This is a genomic window from Pseudomonas agarici (genome assembly GCF_001543125.1).
In the GTDB taxonomy this organism is placed as follows: domain Bacteria; phylum Pseudomonadota; class Gammaproteobacteria; order Pseudomonadales; family Pseudomonadaceae; genus Aquipseudomonas; species Aquipseudomonas agarici.
The window spans coordinates 2,438,288-2,460,940 of sequence record NZ_CP014135.1 but is presented as its reverse complement, the minus strand read 5'-3'; the positions used below and the strand labels follow the sequence as shown (position 1 = coordinate 2,460,940).

13 protein-coding genes are annotated in these 22,653 nt (G+C 59.2%); 12 read left to right on the top strand and 1 reads right to left on the bottom strand.

Annotated elements, in window-relative coordinates; all coding sequences use genetic code 11:
* The coding region (locus tag AWM79_RS10745) for a condensation domain-containing protein (protein ID WP_156430172.1) at positions 1-2,552 on the bottom strand (2,552 nt) is incomplete at its 3' end.
* A 174-nt stretch (positions 2,553-2,726) separates the two neighbouring features.
* Here AWM79_RS10745 and AWM79_RS10740 point away from each other — a divergent pair.
* The 12 genes from AWM79_RS10740 to AWM79_RS10675 all read left to right on the top strand — a co-directional run bounded on the left by AWM79_RS10740 (position 2,727) and on the right by AWM79_RS10675 (position 22,653).
* Entirely contained in the window at positions 2,727-3,701 is a 975-nt protein-coding gene (locus AWM79_RS10740; protein ID WP_060782796.1) for a siderophore-interacting protein, read from the top strand.
* Positions 3,702-3,920: 219 nt separating this feature from the next.
* Positions 3,921-5,123 (top strand): PepSY-associated TM helix domain-containing protein, encoded by a 1,203-nt coding sequence (locus AWM79_RS10735; RefSeq protein ID WP_017131854.1) that lies wholly within the window; start codon positions 3,921-3,923, stop codon positions 5,121-5,123.
* A complete protein-coding gene (locus tag AWM79_RS10730; protein ID WP_017131853.1) occupies positions 5,120-5,662 on the top strand; it encodes a hypothetical protein in 543 nt (180 codons plus the stop codon). The genes AWM79_RS10735 and AWM79_RS10730 overlap by 4 nt, the downstream gene beginning before the upstream one ends.
* A complete protein-coding gene (locus tag AWM79_RS10725; protein WP_060782795.1) occupies positions 5,659-6,006 on the top strand; it encodes a hypothetical protein in 348 nt (115 codons plus the stop codon). The genes AWM79_RS10730 and AWM79_RS10725 overlap by 4 nt, the downstream gene beginning before the upstream one ends.
* A complete protein-coding gene (locus AWM79_RS10720; RefSeq protein WP_017131851.1) occupies positions 6,003-6,575 on the top strand; it encodes a DUF6162 family protein in 573 nt (190 codons plus the stop codon). The genes AWM79_RS10725 and AWM79_RS10720 overlap by 4 nt, the downstream gene beginning before the upstream one ends.
* A 28-nt stretch (positions 6,576-6,603) precedes the next feature.
* Complete coding sequence (locus AWM79_RS10715) at positions 6,604-7,533, top strand: metal ABC transporter solute-binding protein, Zn/Mn family (RefSeq protein ID WP_017131850.1); 930 nt, start codon at positions 6,604-6,606, stop codon at positions 7,531-7,533.
* The gene (locus AWM79_RS10710; RefSeq protein WP_017131849.1) at positions 7,530-8,300 is read left to right on the top strand and encodes a metal ABC transporter ATP-binding protein; all 771 of its coding nucleotides are present in this window, start codon (positions 7,530-7,532) and stop codon (positions 8,298-8,300) included. The genes AWM79_RS10715 and AWM79_RS10710 overlap by 4 nt, the downstream gene beginning before the upstream one ends.
* On the top strand, positions 8,297-9,196 hold the full coding sequence (locus AWM79_RS10705; RefSeq protein ID WP_017131848.1) for a metal ABC transporter permease: 900 nt from the start codon (positions 8,297-8,299) through the stop codon (positions 9,194-9,196). The genes AWM79_RS10710 and AWM79_RS10705 overlap by 4 nt, the downstream gene beginning before the upstream one ends.
* Complete coding sequence (locus tag AWM79_RS10700) at positions 9,197-10,114, top strand: metal ABC transporter solute-binding protein, Zn/Mn family (protein ID WP_017131847.1); 918 nt, start codon at positions 9,197-9,199, stop codon at positions 10,112-10,114. It abuts the gene before it with no gap.
* A gap of 294 nt (positions 10,115-10,408) precedes the next feature.
* Positions 10,409-15,553: a dermonecrotic toxin domain-containing protein gene (locus AWM79_RS10695; protein WP_060782794.1), complete on the top strand. Its 5,145-nt coding sequence runs from the start codon at positions 10,409-10,411 to the stop codon at positions 15,551-15,553.
* A 725-nt stretch (positions 15,554-16,278) separates the two neighbouring features.
* On the top strand, positions 16,279-19,770 hold the full coding sequence (locus AWM79_RS10685; RefSeq protein ID WP_060782793.1) for a hypothetical protein: 3,492 nt from the start codon (positions 16,279-16,281) through the stop codon (positions 19,768-19,770).
* A gap of 69 nt (positions 19,771-19,839) precedes the next feature.
* Positions 19,840-22,653, top strand: coding sequence for a membrane-targeted effector domain-containing toxin (locus tag AWM79_RS10675; RefSeq protein WP_244159634.1), 2,814 nt, complete (start codon positions 19,840-19,842; stop codon positions 22,651-22,653).

Sequence of the window (22,653 nt, the reverse complement as noted above, 5' to 3'; positions counted from 1 at the left end):
CCGCTGTCGTCCAATACATAGAGGCTGCGCCCCGCCAGCACCTGGCCAATCGGCAGCGTCAGCGGCAGCGCCTTCTCACCGTTCACATACGCCGTGCAGTCCAGGGCCGTGGCCGTCACCGTGGCCTCGGTCGGACCGTAGGTGTTGAGCAGTTTCACCGCCCCAAGGCCGGCCTGCCGCCAGGCCAGCAAGCCTTCCGGCGGCATCGCCTCGCCACCGCTGTGGACCTGGCGCAGCACGCCATAATCGCGTGGTCCCATGGCCGCGAATTCCTTGGCCAGCAGGTGCCAATAGGCCGTCGTCAGATCGACCACGCTGATCCGCTGGGTGATCAGGTGTTGGTAGAACGTCTCGCTGTCCCAAATCTCGCCACCCCGCAGCACCACCGAGGCGCCGCAGAGCAGCGGCGGATACAACTGCTCGACAAATCCGTCGAAGTTGAAGGTGGCGAACTGCAACATGCGGTCGGCCTCGCTCAGGCCGAAGAACTGGAGCGATACATAGGCATGCCGGGTCAGGCAAGCGTGGCTGATGCCCACGCCTTTGGGCCGACCGGTCGAGCCCGAGGTGAACATCACATACGCCAGGTTGTCCGGGTCGGCGCGGTTGGGCAGATCGCCGTCGTCCTCCTCGCTCCACGCCATCGCCTGGTCGAGGCACAGGCTGCGCACGCCCTCGGGAATCGGCAGGCGTTCGAGCAGCGCGGTCTGGGTCAGCAACAGGCGGCTGCCGCTGTCTTCGATCATGCACCGCAGGCGCTCCGCTGGATACTGCGGGTCCAGCGGCACATACGCGCCGCCAGCCTTGAGCACCGCCAGCAACCCCACCACCATGTCCAAGCCACGCTCGACGGCAATCCCCACCAGCACTTCGGGGCCGATGCCCAGCGTTTTCAGGTGGTGGGCCAGGCGATTGGCCTGGCAATTGAGCTGGCGGTAGCTCAGGCTCTGGCCGGCGCAGATCAGCGCGATCTTGTCCGGCACCCGTTGGGCTTGCTGCTGGATCAATTCGTGAACGCACAGGTTGCTCGGATACTCGCGGTCGCGGCGGCCCCAGTCATGGGTCAGCAGCCGTTGTTCGTCCGTGTCCAGCAAAGGCAGTTCGCCGAGGCGCTGTTGCGCATCGCCAACCACCCCCCGCAGCAAGCAGGTCCAGTGAGCGGCCATACGCTCGATGGTTGCTGCCTCGAACAGGTCGGTAGCATAGGTGATCGACGCATAAAGCTGGCCGGCCTTTTCATGGGTGTCCAGGCTCAAATCAAATTGTGTACTGCGGCTTTCCCATTCGAGCGCCTCCAGCTCCAGGCCGCAGCCAAGCTTGACCGAAGTGATATCGGCAACCTCCGGCTGATGGTTGTACATCACCTGGAACAACGGATTGTGGCTCAGACTGCGCTCCAGTTTCAGCGCCTCGACCAGACGTTCGAAGGGCAGATCCTGATGCGCCTGGGCACCCAGTGCCGTCTTCTTGACGAGCTGCAACAGCTCGCCGATTCGCGTCTGGCCATCCAGTTGCACACGCAACACCTGAGTGTTGACGAAGCAGCCGATAAGCCCCTCGACCTCGCGGCGGTTACGGTTGGCTATCGGCACGCCAATACGCAGGTCGGTCTGGCCGGTGTAGCGGTGCAGCAGAATGTTGAAGGCGGCCAGCAACACCATGAACAAGGTCACCTGATGCTGGCGCGCAACCTGGCGCAACTGTTCGGCCAACGCCGCTTCCAGGGCAAACTCGAAGCGCCGCCCCTGGTAGCTGGGCAACAGCGGACGCGGATGATCGGTGGGCAGCTCCAGGACCGGCTGCTCATCGCCCAGTTGTGCCAGCCAGTAATCGAGCTGGACCTGCTGCTCGCCCGCCTCCAACCAGCGCCGCTGCCACAACGCATAGTCGCTGTACTGGATCGGCAGTGGCTCCAGGGTTGCCGTCCGCCCTTGCTCGCGGGCGTCGTGGAAATGGCAGAACTCGTCGATCAACACGTTCATCGACCAGCCATCGGCCACGATATGGTGCAAAGTCAGCAGCAGCACATGTTCCGTATCGGCCAGCTTGAGCAGGCGCACGCGCAACAGCGGCCCGTTCTCCAGATCGAAAGGCTGCAACGACTGCCGTTGCGCTTCCTGGCGCACCCGCGCTTCGCGCTCATCGACGGGCAACGCGCTCAGGTCGAGCTGATCGACGTGCACTGGCTGCCCGGCGGGCGTTTGCTGCACGGAGTCATCGGCCTGACGCTGGAACACCGTGCGTAAGGTCTCATGCCGCGCGACGAGATCGGCAAACGCCTGCTCCAGCGCTGACGTGCCCAGGCGACCACGCAGACGCACCGCCCCAGGCAGGTTGTAGGCACCACCCTGAGGATCGAGATGCCAGAGAAACCACATGCGCTGCTGGGCATAGGACAGGGATTGACGATCCGCCGCCGGGACATTGGTGGGGATCGGAAACAAGGAGAAGTCGACCCCCTCCCCACGCAGTCCCTCGAGGAACAACCGACGTTTTTCCAACGGCAGCTCGATGAATCGGCGGGCAAGTTTCAGGGACTTCTCAGCATTCATCTGGTTGCTTCCGTACAGGTTGGATACCGGGCATTGGCTCGACTACCCCTACAAAACGGATGAACTCTGGGGAAAATTAAGCCACGCCCGCCGCCGCAAAGGCCCAACCGGACTAAATTCACCGTCGTCGCGTTCGTTCATCAAAGACCTCCTTTTTTTGCAAAGGCGACGCTCATGACCACGGCAGCTTCCCTGGCAACCTCACTGGCAAAAAATCTACGCAAACTGGTGAGCGGCAACCCTTCACGCAGTAAGCCCTATGACTTGTTCGATATTGAACTCAAGCAGCGGATCACCCTCAGCCCATCGCTGACCCGCTTCGTCTTCACTGGCGCCGACATCGCTCTGATGCGCACCCTGGCACCGGACCAACGGGTCAAGCTGTTCTTCCCCAGCGCCACCGGAAAACCGCCCAACCTCCCCAGGCAGGGCGATTGGCAAGCCGCGCGGCGCGATCTTTGCCCAGAACAACAACCACCGATGCGCACCTACACCATTCGTGCCCTGCGCCCCGCAATGGGCGAGCTGGATATCGACTTCGTCCTGCACGGCGAAAGCGGACCGGCATCGACCTGGGCCACTCACGCCCAACCCGGCGCCGCCCTGCAGATCGTGGCCCCCAACCGGGCACACAACGGCGATCCAGGCGGCTATGAATGGCAACCGCCGACAGGGATCCGAAAAGTTCTGCTCATTGGCGACGAAACCGCACTGCCGGCGCTCGCCGGTATTCTCGAAGAACTGGCCGATCGGCCCGAAGCCATTCAGGTACAGGCATTCATTGAAGTTCCCCACGCGCAGGACTGCCTGCCACTGCGCTGTCCGCCTGACACCGAACTGAACTGGCTGCCAAGGGATGTGCTCAATAGCCAGCACGGCGAAGCCATGATCCATGCCGCTCGGGAACGGGCCAGACTGCCCAGCGTAAAGGCAACCGACAGGCCACTCGGCCCGCTCAAGGAGGTCGACATCGACAGGGACATCCTCTGGGAGCTGGCGGAGCCGAGCAACAACGAGTTTTACGCCTGGGTCGCCGGTGAGTCCGGGGCGGTCATGGCCATTCGCAAACACCTGGTCAACGAGCGCGCCATGGATCGCAAGGCACTTACCCTGATGGGCTACTGGCGCCTGGGCAGAACCCTGGCCTGATATCGGCCTGGCCAATCGCCCTTGTTTCTGGCAAGAGCGACTGTGGAAACATTTTCTTTCATCTTTCCCTTCAGGATTCCCACGCCTGGTTCGTCTTAAAGATATATGGCCGTTTCTCATCGAAAACGGCAGTCCCTCCTGGACCGCAGACAGATCACCCGTGTTGCTGTGGCTGCTGCGCAATCCGGGCGGCCCGCCCTGGAACAAGACGCGTATTCAATGTCGAAGAAGTCCCGCTCGAAAATCTGGTTTCTCGTCCATAGCTGGCTGGCGCTGCCCATCTGGTTCTTTACTCTGATCGTCTGTATTACCGGAACCCTGGCGGTGGTCAGCCAGGAAATCATCTGGCTGGTCAACCCCGAGGTCCGGGCAAGCCAACCATCAGACGACGCGCAACCGCTCAGCTACGAGCAGATACTGGCCGCCATCAAGCGCGCCGAGCCGCACACGGTCGTCGAATCCATCAGCCGCCCGGATGAAGCCCACTTCGCTCTGAATGTCGCGGCCAGTTATCCCGATGGCCGTTCGCTGACGCTATTTGTCAATCCCTACACCGGTGCCATCCAAGGCTCCAGCCCGGAGTTCGACTTCAAGGAATTCACTCGTGCCCTGCATGGCTGGTGGCTGGTCCCATTCACCAATGGCTACAGCTGGGGTTGGTATCTGGTGTCATTGTTGGGCCTGCCGCTACTGGCCTCGCTAGTCACCGGGTTGGTGGTCTATAAGCGTTTCTGGAAGGGCTTTTTCAAGCCCACACTGCGCTTCAACCATGGCGCGAGGATTTTTTGGGGCGACTTTCATCGCCTGAGCGGTATCTGGTCGATCTGGTTCATTGCGGTCATCTCCATCACCGGCATCTGGTTCCTGATCCAGGCCATTCTCGGCGACAACCATGTCACCCTCTCGACCCAGCCCGTACTCCCAGTCATCGCCCGGGAAAACGTACCGGTCTCGCCAACGGGAGAGCCGACCCGAATGATCGGGGTAGACCAGGCCATTACCCTGGCAGCCCAGCGGATTCCGGGACTTGAGCCCAGTTTTATCAGCCTGCCGGAGAATGCCTACAGCCATCTGCAAATCGGTGGTCGCGGCTGGTATCCGTTGATGTATCAGACTGCCGAGATCAACCCCTATAACGGAGAAATTGCCGCATCGCGCCTGCTGTCCGACCGCTCCGGCCTGGAGTTCGTCACCGAGTCGATGAGGCCCCTGCATACCGGCGACTTCGGTGGTATCTGGGTCAAGCTGATCTGGTTCTTCTTCGGCCTGCTGCTGAGCATGATGGTGTTGAGCGGCCTGCTGATCTGGAGCAAACGCACGGTACTGGCCACCCTCAATGCGCTCAAGCGCGGCAGCCAGGTCGCCCGCCCACATCCCAGCACTGCCGCCCTGGCACGTGAAACGCCGGAGGGCAATCTGTGAGCAAGATTCAAACCGCACCGCCATCTTCGACCTGGCGCAGTCTGTGGCGACGCTGGCGCTTTCACCTGAACATCCTGCTTATATTGATCCCACTGGGACTCATGCCCAAGTACTTCGCCAATGAGTCGTTGTTTCGCGGAGACAGCGGCTTGGGTGAGCGCGAACTGGGGTCTATCCAGGTCGGCCCCTGGAGCCTTGAGCTGGCGGAGCTGCGCGACGAACTACCGAGATTCGCAGGTCCAGCCGGCTACATGAAGAGTTTCAATGCCGCCCTGTGCGAGCGTTGCATCAATCAGGTCAAGGCAACCTATCTGCGCATCGGCAAACCGCGCAGCCTGAGAACCGCGGGAGTGATTTTCTTCGGTTCACCCTATCGCATGAGCGCTAGCGTTCCCATCCCCGAACGTACCCGGCTCGACGAGAACCTGTGGATCACCCTGGAAGGCTGGGACGGCTCGATGTACCAAGCCGCCATCCCGCTTTCCAAGGCTTCGCCAGCAACCATCGCCTGGCTGAAAAAACGAGGTGCCAAATCATGAGGTTCGCTTCTTACCACACTTCGTTGCGACGCATCGGCGCCCCTTTGCTACTGGTGCTTTGCACCGCGTTCAGTACCAGCGTCCTGGCCCACAACCCCTTGTGCGAGTGCAAGCAAGTCGACAGCGAGCATATCCGTTGCAAGGGCGGGTTCTCCGACGGCAGCGACGCCCCAGGAGTGACGCTGGATGTGATCGGCTACGACGAGACCATCCTGCTACCCGGCAAGCTGGGGGCGGACTCGACGCTCACCTTCAAGAAACCAGGCACTGACTTCTATGTACTGTTCGACGCCGGCCCCGGCCACGTGGTGGAGATCGATCAGGCGGATATCCAAGCCCCATGAGCACCTCTATCACCCAGGTCGTGCGCCCCGCCGGCGCCGGCCACGAAACCCTTTATGTCTTGCTGTTCTGCCTGGTCGTGCTGCTGGTCGCCGGTGGCGTGGTGGCGTCGCATGGCGAGAAACCAGAGGCCAGCCCGATCGCGGCCCATCAGTTGGATGCACGCCGCGACCTCACTCCTGGCGAACAGGGGGTCTACGCCGACCTGCGGGTCACTCTCGATGAAATCCACCTGCTGCAACAGGACCAACAGAGCCTGCCCACCCCCGAGCAACTCGGCGAAGAAGGTTTTGCGCCCTTCGCCCAGGACGCCAGTGCGGTGAGCCGTGGCGGCCATGTCTGGCAGTTGCTGGACCAGGCTTACCTCGGCCTGAGCCAGGCCACCGCCATCGCCGGTTCGTTCCTGATGCGGGTCGGCGGCGACAGCAACGCCGCGCCGGACATCTGGCTCAATCGCAGCAGCGCCCTGGCGGCCCCTGTCGACCTGAGCGACAACGCTCTGATCACCAGCGGCTGGCAACAGGTGGTCACGCAATTCGATGCCGGCGTGACTCGCCGGCATCGGCACTGAACCTTTCGATTCAACCTCGGGGAAGATTATGTCCATTTCAGCTCTGTTCGGCCGCCGTCGCCTGCTCCTGGCGCTGCTGCTCTGGCCCCTGTTGCTGTCCCTCCAGGTCCAGGCCGACTCGGCCAAGCGCCTGCGCATCGGCATTACCCTGCACCCTTACTACAGCTACGTCGCCAATATCGTCGGCGACAAAGCCGAGGTGGTGCCGCTGATCCCGGCCGGTTTCAACCCGCATGCCTATGAACCCCGCGCCGAAGACATCAAGCGCATCGGCACCCTCGATGTGATCGTACTTAACGGTATCGGTCACGATGACTTCGCCGACCGCATGATCGAGGCCAGCGAAAAGCCCCGGATCGCGGTGATCGAAGCCAATGCAAACGTACCGTTGCTGGCCGCTACCGGCACCGCCGCCCGTGGCGCCGGCAAAGTGGTCAACCCGCACACCTTCCTGTCCATCAGTGCCTCCATCGCCCAGGTCAACAACATCGCCCGTGAACTGGGCAAGCTCGACCCGGATAACGCCAAGACCTACACCGCCAATGCCCGGGCCTACGCCAAGCGCCTGCGACAGATGCGCGCCGAGGCCCTGGCCAAGCTGAGCCAGGCACCCAAGGCCGACCTGCGGGTGGCCACGGTGCATGCGGCCTATGACTACCTGCTGCGCGAGTTCGGCCTGGAAGTCACCGCCGTGGTCGAGCCGGCTCATGGCATCGAACCCAGCCCGAGCCAGTTGAAGCAGACCATCGACCAACTGCGCGAGTTGGACGTGAAGGTGATCTTCTCGGAGCTGGACTTTCCTTCCACCTATGTCGAGACCATCCAGCGTGAGTCCGGGGTCAAGCTCTACCCGCTGTCGCATATTTCCTATGGCGACTACAGCGCCGACAAGTACGCCAAGGAAATGACCAGCAACCTCGACACCGTGGTTCGGGCAATCCAGGCAGCCGGCGCATGACGGTCGCCGAAAGCATTACCCGCGAGACTGTCGGGCCGGCCCTCGATTTCACTGCCGTCAACCTGACGCTCGGGCGTACCGCCATTCTCGACCATGTCACCTTCCAGGTCCGCCCCGGCCATGTGCATGCATTGGTCGGGCCTAATGGCGGCGGCAAGAGCTCGCTGATCAAGACCCTGCTCGGGCAGATGCCGCACCAGGGACGCCTGAGTCTGCAATGGCCGGGTACACCCGGCACGATTGGCTATGTACCGCAGGCTCTGGAGTTCGATCGGGGCTTGCCGATGACCGTCGACGACTTCATGGCCGCCATGTGCCAGCGCCGTCCGGCATTTCTCGGCCTGTCGCGGCATTTTACCGGGGCAATCGGCGCGGCGCTGGAGCGGGTCGGTATGCAGGACAAACGCAAGCGCCGCATGGGCGCCTTGTCCGGTGGCGAACGGCAACGGGTGCTGCTGGCCCAAGGCCTGATTCCCCCACCGCAATTGCTGGTACTCGACGAACCAATGTCGGCCCTGGACGAGGCCGGTATCCAGGTCTTCGAGCGCCTGCTCGGCGACTGGCGCCGCTCCGGTATCACCGTGTTGTGGATCGAACATGACCTGGAAGCCGTCAAGCGCCTGGCCGATCGCGTCACCGGCCTCAACCGGCGGGTACTGTTCGACGCCTCGCCAACCGAGGCCCTGACCCCGGAGCGCCTGCTGACGTTGTTCTCCACTCATCCGCGCGGCCTCGACGCGATGCCCCCAGACGGTACCCGAGCATGACCTACGAAGCTTTTCGCCTGACAATCCAGGGCTGGGCCACTTCCGGTTTCCTGCCGGCGGCGCTGGCCTACGGCTTTGTGATCAACGCGCTGATCGCCGGACTACTGATCGGCCCTGTATTAGGCGGTCTCGGCACCCTGGTGGTGGTCAAGCGTTTCGCCTTCTTTTCCGAAGCGGTGGGCCATGCGGCCCTGACCGGTGTGGCCATCGGCATCCTGCTCGGCGAACCCTACACCGGTCCCTATGGCAGCCTGTTCGGCTACTGCCTGCTGTTCGGCGTGCTGCTCAACTACCTGCGTAACCGCACCGGACTGGCTCCCGATACGCTGATCGGCGTGTTCCTTTCGGTGTCCCTGGCCCTCGGTGCGAGCCTGCTGCTGGTGCTGGCCGGCAGGATCAATGTGCATATCCTCGAAAACGTGCTGTTCGGCTCGGTGTTGACGGTCAACGGCAACGACCTGCTGGTGTTGCTGATTGTCGGCTCGCTGGTAATGAGCCTGAGCCTGGCGCTGTACAACCGCATCATGCTCGCCAGCTTCAATCCGCAACTGGCGGCGGTGCGTGGCGTCGCGGTGACGGCCCTCGACTACCTGTTCGTGGTGCTAGTGACACTGATCACCGTGGCCGCGGTCAAGGTCATCGGCGCTATCCTGGTCGGCGCCCTACTGGTAATCCCGGCGGCCGCCGCGCGTCTGCTCAGCCAGTCGCTCAAAGGCTTCTTCTGGATCTCCGTGGTAATTGCCACCGTCAGTACCCTGTGCGGCATCTTGCTGCCGATCCTGTTCGACCTGCCCGTGCCGTCCGGCGCGGCGATCATCTTGATGGCCGGTATCGCCTTCGCCCTGGCGGCGATCGCCCGTGGCACCGTGCCCAGTCTCAAAGGGAATATTGGATAAATGCCGAATCTACGTCCCCTGACATTCATGCTCCTGCTGAACGGGCTGTTCAGCACCGCACTGTGTGCCAGCCAGGCACCGAAGCCTATTGCCGCCCAGTCGGTGCGTATCCTCGCCAGCCTGCCAGTCACCTATGGTCTGGGCGCGATCCTGCTCAAGGACACCGACGTGGTGCTACAACGTGCCGCCGACGCCAATCTACCCGGCAGCCGCCACAGCGCCTACTTCAGCGGGCGCGGCGCGCCGAACCTGAAAAAGCTGGCGAGTCACGCCGATGCGGTGATCGGCCTGCGCTCGCTATGGCCCGACGACCCGCTCTACCCCATGGCCCGGCGCAGCAATGTGCGGATCGTCGAAGTGGATGCGGCTCGCCCGGTGGACGCCGGCCTACCGGGCATCGCGGTGCAGGCGGGCCAGGGGGTGGACGGCCTGGACAGCCAGCCGTGGCTGTCGAGCAATAACCTGGGGCGCATGGCCGATGTGATTGCCGCCGATCTGGTGCGCCTGGCTCCACAAGCCAAGCCAAAGATCGAGCGCAACCTGGCAACGCTCAAGCAGCGCCTGCTGCAGCTCAGCGCCGACAGCGAGGCGCGGCTGGCAAAGGCCGACAACCTCGGCGTATTCAGCCTCTCGGAACGATTCAACTACCTGCTGGGCGGGCTCAACCTGGACCTGATCCAGGTTGATGCCCGCACCGATGAGCAATGGACGCCCGAGGCCGTGACCAGACTCAGCGAAACGCTCAAGGGCGCCGACGTCAAGCTGGTGCTGGACCACCGCCAACCACCAGAGGCGGTGAAATCGGCGATCCGCCGGGCCGGCAGTACGCTGCTGGTGCTCGATACCAAGAGCGCCGACCCACTGACCGGGCTTGAGGACTCGATCAGCCAGGTGCTGGAGAAGCTGGCACCACCCTAGTAGCCCGTGTGGGGTGAGTTCTGTTAGTCAATTTCGCTGCCACCCGCCGCTGGCCGCTGGCCGGCGTTGCTGTTGCTCGCCATAGCCGGGCGAGACGGGTCACAGCGCCTTGGCCATGAATTTGTGGCATCTGAACTTGAGCTAACGAACTCACCGTATAGGCCACAAGAGCGAGGCGCATGAAGCAATCGCGCCTTCAAAAAAACTCATGCGAAAAATAGTAATTATTTACCTCCGCAGCATTGCTTTATTTATGCAACATACATAAATCAAAAGCACAACCGAGGTAGCACGATGGACAACTCATCATCTAAAAAAACACATGTTACTTATTTTACCAGAGAAATTGAAAACAACTATTCATTTATCAAAAAAAAACTTCCGGAGTGGATAACCACTGCATCACAGGATCAACGTCGATCCCTGAGCCAAAATATTCGTCAGAGTCAATTTTACAAAAACAAAACAACAGAACACTTGAGAGATCTACAAAGCATTGATGAATTTGCGCAGCCTTTACTACAAAAAGCACTTGATGATGAGTTCGGCTCCGGATTGGATGTCAAACATGACACACTGAAACATGTACATCTCATCAACGCAGGCACCATCAGCACCCCAAGAAATGAAAAAATAACTTATCAAAGCTTATTAGAGGCCGCCCTACAGAACTTTGAAATGTTCGAGACCCTCCCCCATGGTTTCAATACTGGTTCTGCCCTATTACGAAAAAGCAACGTTCCGCTGAAAAAGACAATACGCCCTCAAGATTTCGCTCGACTTTGCCGAAAACTTGACTTGGGAGAACAATACCAAAAACATATCAATCATTTTTATTGGCCGAAAACCACGACTGGCGCGCCCCGCCGTCAATTTGCCGCAGACTCTGCACTCAGAGAACGCTATGAATTACAAGTAAAAGCCCATATTGCCTTTATGAAAGGAGAAATCGATCAGTCCGCTTTTGACCTTTTGATAAGCCTGGGGGAGACGCCTCGCTGGAAAGGAAAACCGGTGCGTTGTTGCCGATTGGAAATGTTGGATATCGCGGTCCCTCAGCAACAAACACAGAACGACACACTGCCGTCTTCAGACCCTTTGGTGGTACTGTATGAGTCCATATTTACCGCAAAGCAGTATAAAAAAGCTCATTTGAAAGGCGTTTTGCTCATTGAACATCTGTCCGCGGCCGATCATGAAGACCAACCTTGCCTGGTTTTTTTATCAAAGGCCGAGCGCCCCTTCAGAGAATATAGCTCGTTTACCTTATTCAAAGAAGACATCAAAAAAGATTTGAAATCAAGCATCGATTTCAAGAAAAAATTCGCCACCTACCTGGATAAGCGAATCCAACCCGCTTTTTTTGCCAGGCTTGATGAAAAATTTTATCCTTATAATATTTTGGCCAAAAAGCGCATTGAGGATCCAGATGCGGATTTACAAATAACCCGAAACGCCATCAACGCCCCCTATGATTTTCTTGTCTATCAGCATTTCTCAAAAGTCGTCGACGATGCACGTGTATTAGCCGTTCCTACCGGAGACGAAGACAAAAAGTCTCGATTGGAACGAGCAGAACTGATCTCTAGTTGGTCGCTAAATCTATTTAACGTCATCGCAGCCTTTATACCAGGCCTGAATACCGCAATGCTCGGTGTATTTGCAGCACAACTATTGAGTCAAACTTATCACGGCATAGAGCAATGGCAAGAAGGGGATAAAACAGAAGCGCTCATGGCTTTCCTTGGCGTCATTGTCAATATAGAGCTTATTGGCGCTGGTGGCATTATAGCCCATGATTTCGAAGGTTCATCACTGGTCAATGACCTGGAAAAAGTCAGCTTACCCAATGGTGAAAAACGCCTATGGAAACCTGACCTGAGTGCCTATGAACACACACTGGATCTTCCTCGGACGTTGGAGCCTGACTCGCGGGGTATCTATACCCATGCCGGTGAACAAATTCTGCCGCTGGAGGGAAGGCACTATAAACTCGACTACGACCCTGTCAAACAAGACTACAGCGCATGGCACCCCGACAACCCGGATGCCTATAAGCCAACCTTTGAGACTAATGCCAAAGGCGCCTGGTTTCATTGGTCCGAGAGGCCCATGACATGGCAGAGAGATCAGTTATTCAAACGTCTGGGCCCTGATGCGACCAATCTTTCCGAGAGCACGGCCGAACGTTTGATGAAAACAAGCGATATCTCAGAGTCGGCGTTACGCCGCACTCACCTTGATCATCAGTCGCCACCCGCATTATTGGACGACAGCCTGACACGCGTGAAGCTGGATCAGGACATCAACCGTTTTAAAGTGCGAATGGACAACGGCAACTCGCCCGCCATCGGCAGAGACGAGTTCAGCATGCAACTTCAATTGCTGGTCAGCGATCCGAACTGGCCAGCATCGAAAACAATCCGCTTGCTGGACGATCAAGGGCGACCCTTGCGGGTCTATCCAAACGCCCAGAGTACCGGGCAACCATTTGATATCAAATGGACGGACTTTCAAAAAGCCGAATCACTCGATCGCATTCTAGATGGATTGAGCGACGCCGAAAAGAGAACCTGGCTCGGCCAGGACGTGGACCGTCTTGAGCCCCTTCACCTGTTAAGGAAAAGACTGGGAAGCCTGGCTGAAAAACATCGACGAAACTTATTTACTTCTCATTACCAGCAGAGGGCTTCCAGCGAGCATGCAGGAGTGAGGTTGATCACAAATGAATTCCCCGAACTGCCACCTTCAGCGGCTCTGGAACTGATTGACAACGCCCCCCCGGCAGAGTTGCAACACTTGAATTCAACCCAACGACTGCCACTGCGAATGGCCGAGGAGGCACGCGCCTATGCGCAAGAGACCCGCATAACCAGGGCCCAGGAAGGTATCTATCTCGACTCAGTGTTCAATCCGGACAGTGAAATCTTGATTATGCGGATGCTCCAGCGCCATCCGGGGTGGACCAAGGATATACGCATTGAAATTCGCGACCGCGCTTTCAACGGACCGTTGTTGGACAGCGTGGGAGACGTGAATACCCCCGCCGAAAAACTCAAGGTCCTGGTACGCGACGACAACCGCTACGAAACCTATGCCGTCGACCAACAGGAACTGCATGGCCCCGATAATCTGTATGCCTCAATCTTGCACGCCTTGCCGGATCGGGAACGTGCAGCGCTGGGTTTTCCAAACACCGGACAAGGCTGGCAACTAAAACAATGGCTGCACCAACAGCCTCCATTGTCCCGCCAAGAGATTCGCGCGGATCTTGGTATGCCTGCCCTTGAGCCTGATCGTGCTCCGCCCATGAGATTAAGTCGCGACAGAATCGGTTATCAGACAGACGACCGCTTGAACCGCTGTCCGCGACAGGTCCTCGGCTGCCGCCCGGAAGGGTTGAAGAATCATATGGAGAGATTGTATCCGGGCTCTCCTTACAATGAGGTGGAGCGTTTCCTTTCGCTGCAAGGCGTTTCCGATACACAGGTTCATGCACGATTGGTGGAACTCGAACATGAGTACCAGACGTTAGACGATCGACTCGCCTCATGGGCCGTGGATCAAACCATGCAGAACCTGCCAAACGGCTACGTTTACATCCCTCTCTCAGATGCAAGACAGTTCATACGCAATGAACTTCTTCGTTGCTGGCGTAGGCAGCCTCCGCTGCCCGGTCAGCGTCTGGCGCCCATCGGTAGTGAAGGGTATACGCTTCATCTTACCGGCGTTGATGGTGGCAACCCTCCTGCCATAACCGCCGACTTCGCCCACATAGAATCCTTGGCGATGACCAACCAAACAATGACCGGTTTGGCCGAAGTCAATGTATTTTTGAATCGCTTCGCGCATTTACGCTGGCTGGATATGAGCAGTGGCTACCTGACGGGGCTGCCTCAAGCCATAGGCCAAATGTCGGAACTGACCACACTTAGATTATCGGCGAACCGGATAGTGCTGACGCCGGAGATGGCCACGGCCCTGGCCAACCTGAGGCGATTGAGGACACTGAACCTCTCGAACAATCCGCTCGGCCAGGTGCCAGATGTCAGGGCCATGCGGGGCCTCACTGAATTGTCTTTGGCAAACACCGGTATTAACACATGGCCAGCCGGCTCAATGGAATTACCAAGCCTGCGCGCACTGGACTTGAGTGGTAACCAGATTACCGATATCCCATTAACGCTGACTGCCCGTAGCGCCGAGGAAAATAATGGTGTCCTGATTCACGACAACCCATTGTCCGACGCGGCGCAAGAGCGGTTGGCGGACTACCGGCAACGCACGGGTAGTCGATTAGGGCTTGAGCCTGAACCGGAGTCACCTTCCGACTCAGATATTGATGACTCAGATATTGATGACTCCGACATTGACGACTCTGATTTTGGTGACCCTGACGTTGATGACGCCCCCCCTGCAAGGGGCAGGGTTGATGCATGGCTACTGGATGTTCCACCAGGTGAGCAAAACGAGAAAGCGCAACTCTTTATGGATCTTCAAAAGGAGCCCGGAGCGAGTACATTTTTTTATGTGCTGAATAAAATGAAAACCTCCAGGGATTTTTCCCATCCCACCTCGCGCGCCAGATTATCTCGGCGGGTATGGAGAATGCTTGAAGCAATGGGCGACAGCGAGGAACTTCGGCAAAACATTTTCTCCCTGGCGGAACGTCAACCGACATGCGGCGATGGCTACACGATTATCTTCAATGATTTGGGTACTGCCGTACTGGCTCACGAAGCTGGATCCAATATGACCGCCTTGATGCGCGTTATAAAAGGCTCCGCACGGCAGAAACAGGTCAAGGTCATTGCGGCAGCCGAGGTCGAGCGGCTCAGAGGACTCGGACGAGCAGTGGATGATGTTGAAATTGAATTGGATTACCGCATCCGTTTGTCGGGCAAACTGGAACTGCCCTGGGAGGCGGAGAGCATGCTATTTCCTGGCATGAGCCATCTGACTCAAGCGGATATAGATACCGCCTATCGAACCATACAGGCCTTGGAGGCTACACCCGGCTACTGGACAGGCGCTTTTACCGATGACTATATCTGGGAAGAGTTTTTAAGAAAAAAATACGCACATGAATTTTCCATTCACTCGATTTCGCTTTACGAAAAAGCGGATGCCCTGCTCGACCTGAGCAACCATCAACAAGAGCTGCTGGACGCCGGGCGGCTTGCTCCACCGCAAACGCTGCAAGAACTTCAGAGTAACTTCAATAGCAGCCTTGATCGCGTCATGGAACTGTACCGCTTGACAACGGAAGATATTCTTGTCGACGCTCAGGTTCCCGATAGTTTTATAAAAACTCAGCTTGATGCCATCAGCACAGCCAGATCCGCGAATGAAAACGACTTACTGGAGCAACTGACCCAGATCGAGCTGGAAAGACGACCTATCGCCCCTCTCCCTGAACTTGAGACGTCGATGACGTGAAATAGCTGCCGCTTTTCCCCGGTATCTAGCGGCCTGTGCGGTTAGTTCACTAGTTCAAGTTCGAATGCCATCAGCGCCTTGGCGACGAGCAGCAATGCCCCTCAGGGGCTGGTGGCACCGAAGTTGACTAACAAAACCCGCCACACAGACCACTGGAGTCATCGTCGCTCACACTCGATCCGCATCTGTCCGAAAGGTCCGGGATGCGGTTTCCACCGTTTGTTCCTGGAGCACGACATGTCGCCCAAGCTTCCTGCTCGCCCTGTATTACCCGCGACCCAAAACGCCCGACCGTCCTCGATTCCTATCCCGGTATTACCTGCCGTCCGAGCCAGCGACACGGCGATTGCCGGCCCCTCGACTCGGCCCCACTTCAGCGCAAGCCAAGACACGCCCTGGCATGTTTTGTATCAACCGCACGCACGACGGTGCCCAGATTATCCACAGAGCTTGGGACAGGTCGATACGGCGGACGCTGATCAGCCGCGATGAATCCGCTCAATACCATGTCACGCGCGCCGAATGGAATTTGAGTGACGCCAACCGTTTCGACAGCATCGACAGCCTCGCCCACCATCTGTTGACCGTGGCTGGCCTGACTTCGCGGGTAATCCTCCCGACGTAGAAGGGCACACTGAAGACAAATAAGTACCGCAGCGTCAAAAACACTCGTGGCGATACTCCTTCGTGTGTTTCCTCGAACCTCACGATAAAAGGATTTATCCATGGTAAACATGCGCAACAAGGCCGAACAGGTTAGTCGCTCCATCGACGGCATCGTCATCTCGGACATTGTTTCAAACTCGACCTTACAGAATCTGTCCAGCAAGCCCGCCCCTCCGTCGGTACGGCCCCATGTCCCCCTACCAGCCAAGGGAAGGGCAGGCCTCGCCGAACTGGACACGCGCCTGGGACCCATCACCCTGGACACGTTTGTTATCAGTCGCGTGGAACTCTACGACATGGGAGCCCGACTCAACGGCCGCCCTCTCGAGAGCACCGGTCCGCTGCTCGAGAACAGCGCCAGGTCGCTGATCGATGGCCTGCGATTCGAAGCGGCTGAACTGCACCACCATCTGAAGATGGCGGGCGACATCGATCAGCGTTCGGTCGATGTGCTGTTTGAAATTGCCTCGCACCGTTCGTTACAAGCTCCACCCTTGCTCAACACGAGCAAACAGCCCCTTGCCGACAGCCTGATGAAGCACCTCAATCATTTGCTTGTCCGACTGCAGAACATGCAAGTCCTGACGCATAAGTATGTCTCTTTCAATTTTCCTGACTGGGTCGATTCGACCAAGAGCGGCAGTGCGCTCACGGCGGGAATGGGGATGCAGGCCTATGGGATCTACAGCGGCCTGGTCGGTATCAGAGAAGCGCTGAAAAGCGCCGACTACACGGACGCTGCGGTGAACGCCGGCAGCGTTGCCACCGAACTGACATCCGTGTTGCTCGAACGTGGCCTGAGGAAAACCGGGGAAGCCCTGCTCGGCCAGGGCGGCAGGATTTTCCAGGGTTTTCGTGCAACTTCCGCCGGCCTGATGCTGAGTCGCAGCGCCGGCCTGCTGGGCAATGTGCTGACCCTGCCGTTCGATATCCACAGCGCGGTCACCGCCTTCAAAAATGCCGCCAAGACCAGAGGCAAGGAAGCGATGGACCATTACGTCGGCGCCGGTTTCAGCGTTGCCAGCGCCACCTTGTCGCTGGCGCTCGGCGCGGCCGCGGCCGCCGGATTCAGCTCCGCCGGCCCGCTCGGTCTGATGGCGTGCGCAGTGTTGATCGTCGGCGCAAAGATCTACAGCGCCGTGCGCCAGGTCGACGATATCGACGATTACATCGAACTGACCGTCAACGAGCGTTGGCGCTCGGGTTGGTTCGCCTTTACCGGACAGGCACTGGATCGTGAAGTCACGGACCGCTACCTGCTCGAACGCACCCGGGTCGACTATGGCAACGCCCTGGAAACCCGGGCCAGGGCGCTGCTCGACGTGGAAATGAAGGAAACCCTCGCTGGGGTCGTCAACGGCAGCTTCCACGTCGAGCTGGAGCCTGTCAAACATTGGGCACACCGCTGGGAGGGCGAGGAACAGCCTTATACGACCGTCAATACCCCGGTTATCCACGAGGGCGATGATGTCATCGATGCCGCGATGGGCCTGAAGCAAGTCCCAGGCTCGATCATCGGCGCACCTGGGGAAAAAAAAGCTGTGCTCTGGCAATTAGGCGGCGGCAACGATCAGGTCACCGGCGCACGCCAGCAAGCCAACTACTTCGCGTTTTCCACTGGCGCCAAGACCCTGATCGGCGGCGACCACGATGACGCCTTTCTGTTTCAGGTCCAGGCAACCTTGAGCGCCCCCGGCGTGCCCGCCCTCAGTACGTTACAGGGCGCGCACGGCCAGGATACGCTATCGCTGCAAGGGCAAGTGCCGCCACGCCATACCCTCCACTTCGTCGGCCACGAGATTGACCTGAACAGCGGCAGGCTGGGTTTGCGCCGCCATAGCGCTGACGCCGATCCACTCGCCTATGCCACGCTGGCCTCCATCGAACATGTCGAGACGCTTGCCGGGGGCAGCAGCCGCGTGACCGGCGATGCGCGGGCCAATCACATCACCCTGTTGGGGCTCGATGACCAGGCGAGCGGTGGCGACGGCGACGACTATTTCACACTCAAGGGCACTGCCAGTACAGTCGCCGGAGGCTCCGGCCAAGACCACTACCGGCTGGCTGCGACGGCAAGGACCGTGACACTCGAGGAGGACGGGCGCGAGCCCAGCACCCTCATACTGGACTGGCCCATGGAGCGTATCCAGAGCTGGCGCGTTGTCGGCACCGCGCTGCTCGTCACCTCGTTGCCCAACGAGAAGGGCGGACAGCCCGCTCACCACTTGACCATCAAGGATGTCTATCGCAATGACGCCGGGCGGCAACTGCAAAACGACCTGCTGTTGTTTGTCACCCGAGAGGGCTTCACCCTCAAGCCCAACCTGCCGGTGACGCTACCAGGCACGGGCGACCAGGATATCCAGGTCACGGTGCTGACCGTCGGACAACTGCCACCGGCGCCGCAGCCGGTCAATGGTGGCGAATACCTGCTCCCCGGAGCCTCGACAAGCGGCTACTTCCTCGCCAGGGAGACGCTGGACACCACCTTCCAGATCACCTATGACGATACGCGGCCATCAACCACGCTCTACCTGGACTACGCCAGCGATGAGATCGAGCAGGTCAGCGCGCATTACCAGGTGCAAACGCGGCGCATCGGCGCCTTCAACTATCTGGACTACAACGATGCCCGTCTGGTCCTACGGTTCCACGACCAGAGCCAACTGACGCTCAAGGACTGGGTGGTCCGGGGCACGGGCAAGCCGACAGATGTCGGCGCCTCGCTGCATAGCGCCGGGTTCGACCTGAACCATGGGATAGTCCTGGCGCTGCGCGATGGCAGCTCTTACCGGGTCGGCGCGCCGACCGCCAGCTATACCGACGACTACCACAACCCAGGCACCAGGACCCTCGATGGCCGTGGGTCGTTGCACAAACGCACAGGCCACTGCCTGTTCCGCTCACCGGAAAACCGCAACGTCCTGCTGAAAAACCACGCGCAACGCGTCGACTTCAAGGCCGCCAGCGACTCGACGATCTACAACCTGGAAGGCATGAGTTCAACCTATGAACTCTATCCTCGCGCTGGCACGACCATCCGCCTGTCGACACCGGCAGCCCTGGCGAAAACCGCCAACGCATCGACCTGGTACATCCATACCCAGGCCAGCGCCCAGATCATGACGCGCGGCGATATCAAGCTCACCCCCCAACAGCTATGGATCGGCAATATCCGTGTACTGCTGCCCGCCGACGACGATCCCAGGCAACCTTTGGACCTGATTCACATCGTCCTGACCTCCGGCGACCGCTATGAGGTCGATCGGATATTCGATCAACTCTTGTTGCATGAACTGAACGCCCGCGCCCACACCAATATCGAGGCCATAACACGGCGCATCGAACAGCATCAGGCGCACGGCGAGCTGGCCAGCAGTCGCGTCAGGGTCAGAGGATTGAGGGTGAGCAGTGCGTCAGATTCCAGTGCAAGACCACAGGCGGCCTACGACGCGCTCATCTACGACACGCTGAGGCACCAGTGGCGCACGGACAACGTCCAAGCGACCCTCGTGGACCCCACGGACCTGTTTATCCATACACCTCGCTAAACGGACAGCGCCAGCCCGAGGTGCACGACGCCCCGATGGCCGTCCGGCAATCAATGAAAGGATTCCACCATGTCCCCCAAGACGCCCATTCGCCCTGGCACATCAAGCACCGGCCGAGCCGACACATCGACCATCAGAGCGCCCGACAGCAACCCGGCGATACCCAGTCGCCGTCCCGGCACCGCCCACCCGGTGCTGCCAGGTGTGGCCGCGAATCTTCCGTCCACTACGTCAGCAGCGGCTGTCAGGGTGCAACTCCCCGATCCGGTCCCGGTGACCATCAGCAGTATCGCCAGCGCCGTCGCCAATCGCCTGCCGTCGGGCCGGCCCTTGAGTGCCTACGCCAGGCCCGCGCCCAAAGGCCTACCGCCGCCCGACAGCGACGGCTTTCGCGTGGCCCAGCAGCGCAGGTTCGTCAACCTCGATGATGGCCAGATCGTTATGGTCCGCTATGATGAAAGCGCCGCAGCCTACCGCGTCCAGGCCAGGGAAGAACATCTGCCCTCCGGCCCGGCCTTGTACCGGGTCGAAGGCAGCGACATCTGGAGAGAAAGCGGCATTGCCGGCGCATTGCGCCAGTATCAGCTACCGGCAAGAAGCTCCGCGACGGAGGGTGGACATCCCGAGCAAATCACCAGCCACCACCCACTCCTGCAATACCGATCACGGTTGTTGAACGATGCCGAGAGCTACTTCAAAGACCACAAGATGCCCGATCGCCCGCCTGTGCCTAAACTGCATCCGGAGGCGAACGAACGGGTGCTGATCGAGACACTCTACCGACACAGCGAAGGGCTGATCATTGGCGAAAACCATGCCGCTTCAGGCGCCAGGCTGTTCCTGGTCACGAACATGGCGACATTGGCTGAACACGGGGTCAGGACGCTCTACGTGGAACGCCTGAGAACAGACGTCGAACAAGTCCACTTGGATACCCTCCATAACACCGGGATCCTGAGCAGTTCCCTGGACAGCTATCTGCGAATACTCGACGGCGACTACGCCCATGCAGCACCGGGCGCCTGCAGTTACTACAACCTGATCAGCACGGCACGGGCCCAGGGCATTCGGGTACAAGCGCTCGATTGTGCCGCGAGTTACTCCCACGGTGTGCCCCATGATGGCATGTTCAATCGAGCAACGGCCCTGAGCTACCATGCCCATCGCCTCATCGAGGCCGATCGATCGAGTGGTCGCCAGGGCCGGTGGCTGGCCCTGGTGAATATTCATCACGCCACTGGCTATGCGCCTAAAACCACGCCGGGCCTGAACCGACTACAAGGCGTAGTAGGACTGGAGGCCGAAGATGTCATGAGCGGACCCGCCATGCGCGCGATCCCTGTGCCGCCGCTCAACGCGGACGATCCAATGCGCCTGGTCCGCTCCGACCTGAAGTTGTCCGTGAAGGTGCCATGGCGAGAAGCCCTTGAAATACCTCTCCAATACCGAAACGCACTGCAAGTTCGAATTCGCAGCCCGGAAGAGATTGTGCGCAGAACCCACTTCGGAATTGACGAGCGAGCCACGGACGAGATGATCATCGATGACTTCCTGCGACGCGAGGAGCGCCTGAACGGCACCAGCGAGAGGTTTTTCCGGCGGCACTACGCCAGCCGCCATGCTAATCCGCGAGCGCTCCAGTCGCCAGCCGACAGCAGCGAGTCGCGAGTCCTTGAAAGCCTCTATGAAGGGCATGATGGGCTGGTACTGGGGACTGAGCCGGGATCAATCACCGCCAGGAAGCTTTTGCTCGACAATATGCAGACCCTGGCGACACTCAAGGTTGAAAAACTCTATGTGCAAAACCTTCTGACAGATCTGGACCAGCCTTTTATCGACGATTTTTATGCCACGGGCATCATGCCCAAGGCTTTTGAAACGACCCTTGCCGCCGAAGATTCGCGACAAGCGCTGGGCCTGACCAATGAATACTCACTGCAACGCCTGCTGATCAGTGCGCGTGAGCACGGCATCAAGGTCCAGGCACTCGACATGGCCGCCAGCTACAGAAAACAGCAACAGAAGCACAATGTGCCGACTTTCAACTACATCGCCCACACAATCATCGACAACGATCAACAACACCACGGCGCCCACAAATGGTTGGCGCTGGTGCTCGACGTCCACGCGGGCAACGTCAGGGGAGTGCCGGGCATTGCGCAACTGCAAGGGGTGTCAAGCCTGCGGACTGTCGCCATAGGACCGCAGACCAGTCCAAAGCTAGACCGCGATCCCGGCTACGTGGGGCGCTTTTATGATCGTAATGAGTATGTCCGTACCGATCTGGTACTGGAGGTCAACACTGATTCGGCCCCCGGGCAGCGGGTTGCGCAGGACCCAAGAAGCTGTCTGGACTGGCGGGAGGTTGAATCCAGCTTCCTGGTAGAAAGACAGGGCGACAAATTCATACTTGTGCAGAAAAGCTACCGCCTAGATGAAGAGCACTATGTGGAGACGCCCATCGAAGTACATGACGGCAAATACTCCCTGCCGCAAGGCGTCACCCTGCTCAACGGCGTGCAATACCACAGCCTCGCGGATCTGGTCTGGGGACTCAAGGGCGCGGGTTACGTACAGGCCGCTGAAATCCCTGGGGTGATTCCTATTCCCACCACGCCCAGGCTCGACACCCATCCGCAACTCAATCGGCCCGGCATGTTTCTCTTCGATGAGACAGCCAACGGCCCGGTACTCATCAATCGTTCAAGAGATCGCTCGTTGACGGTGACACCTATCCGGCGCAACCCAGCCGGCAAGTTGTACATCAACCACGCACGCTGGGGCTACGACGAAACCAGACTGTTCGACAGTCAGGACAACCTGAACCGTGATTTGATTCAGTATGTAAGCCTGACTCCCTATAGTGCCTCCTTCGACTTCTGA

What these genes read in the sequence shown, in the direction of transcription:
- AWM79_RS10740 (WP_060782796.1), top strand. Translation starts at nt 2,727, where the DNA reads ATGACCACGGCAGCTTCCCTGGCAACCTCACTGGCAAAAAATCTACGC.
- AWM79_RS10735 (WP_017131854.1), top strand. Translation starts at nt 3,921, where the DNA reads ATGTCGAAGAAGTCCCGCTCGAAAATCTGGTTTCTCGTCCATAGCTGG.
- AWM79_RS10725 (WP_060782795.1), top strand. Translation starts at nt 5,659, where the DNA reads ATGAGGTTCGCTTCTTACCACACTTCGTTGCGACGCATCGGCGCCCCT.
- AWM79_RS10720 (WP_017131851.1), top strand. Translation starts at nt 6,003, where the DNA reads ATGAGCACCTCTATCACCCAGGTCGTGCGCCCCGCCGGCGCCGGCCAC.
- AWM79_RS10715 (WP_017131850.1), top strand. Translation starts at nt 6,604, where the DNA reads ATGTCCATTTCAGCTCTGTTCGGCCGCCGTCGCCTGCTCCTGGCGCTG.
- AWM79_RS10710 (WP_017131849.1), top strand. Translation starts at nt 7,530, where the DNA reads ATGACGGTCGCCGAAAGCATTACCCGCGAGACTGTCGGGCCGGCCCTC.
- AWM79_RS10705 (WP_017131848.1), top strand. Translation starts at nt 8,297, where the DNA reads ATGACCTACGAAGCTTTTCGCCTGACAATCCAGGGCTGGGCCACTTCC.
- AWM79_RS10700 (WP_017131847.1), top strand. Translation starts at nt 9,197, where the DNA reads ATGCCGAATCTACGTCCCCTGACATTCATGCTCCTGCTGAACGGGCTG.
- AWM79_RS10695 (WP_060782794.1), top strand. Translation starts at nt 10,409, where the DNA reads ATGGACAACTCATCATCTAAAAAAACACATGTTACTTATTTTACCAGA.
- AWM79_RS10685 (WP_060782793.1), top strand. Translation starts at nt 16,279, where the DNA reads ATGGTAAACATGCGCAACAAGGCCGAACAGGTTAGTCGCTCCATCGAC.
- AWM79_RS10675 (WP_244159634.1), top strand. Translation starts at nt 19,840, where the DNA reads ATGTCCCCCAAGACGCCCATTCGCCCTGGCACATCAAGCACCGGCCGA.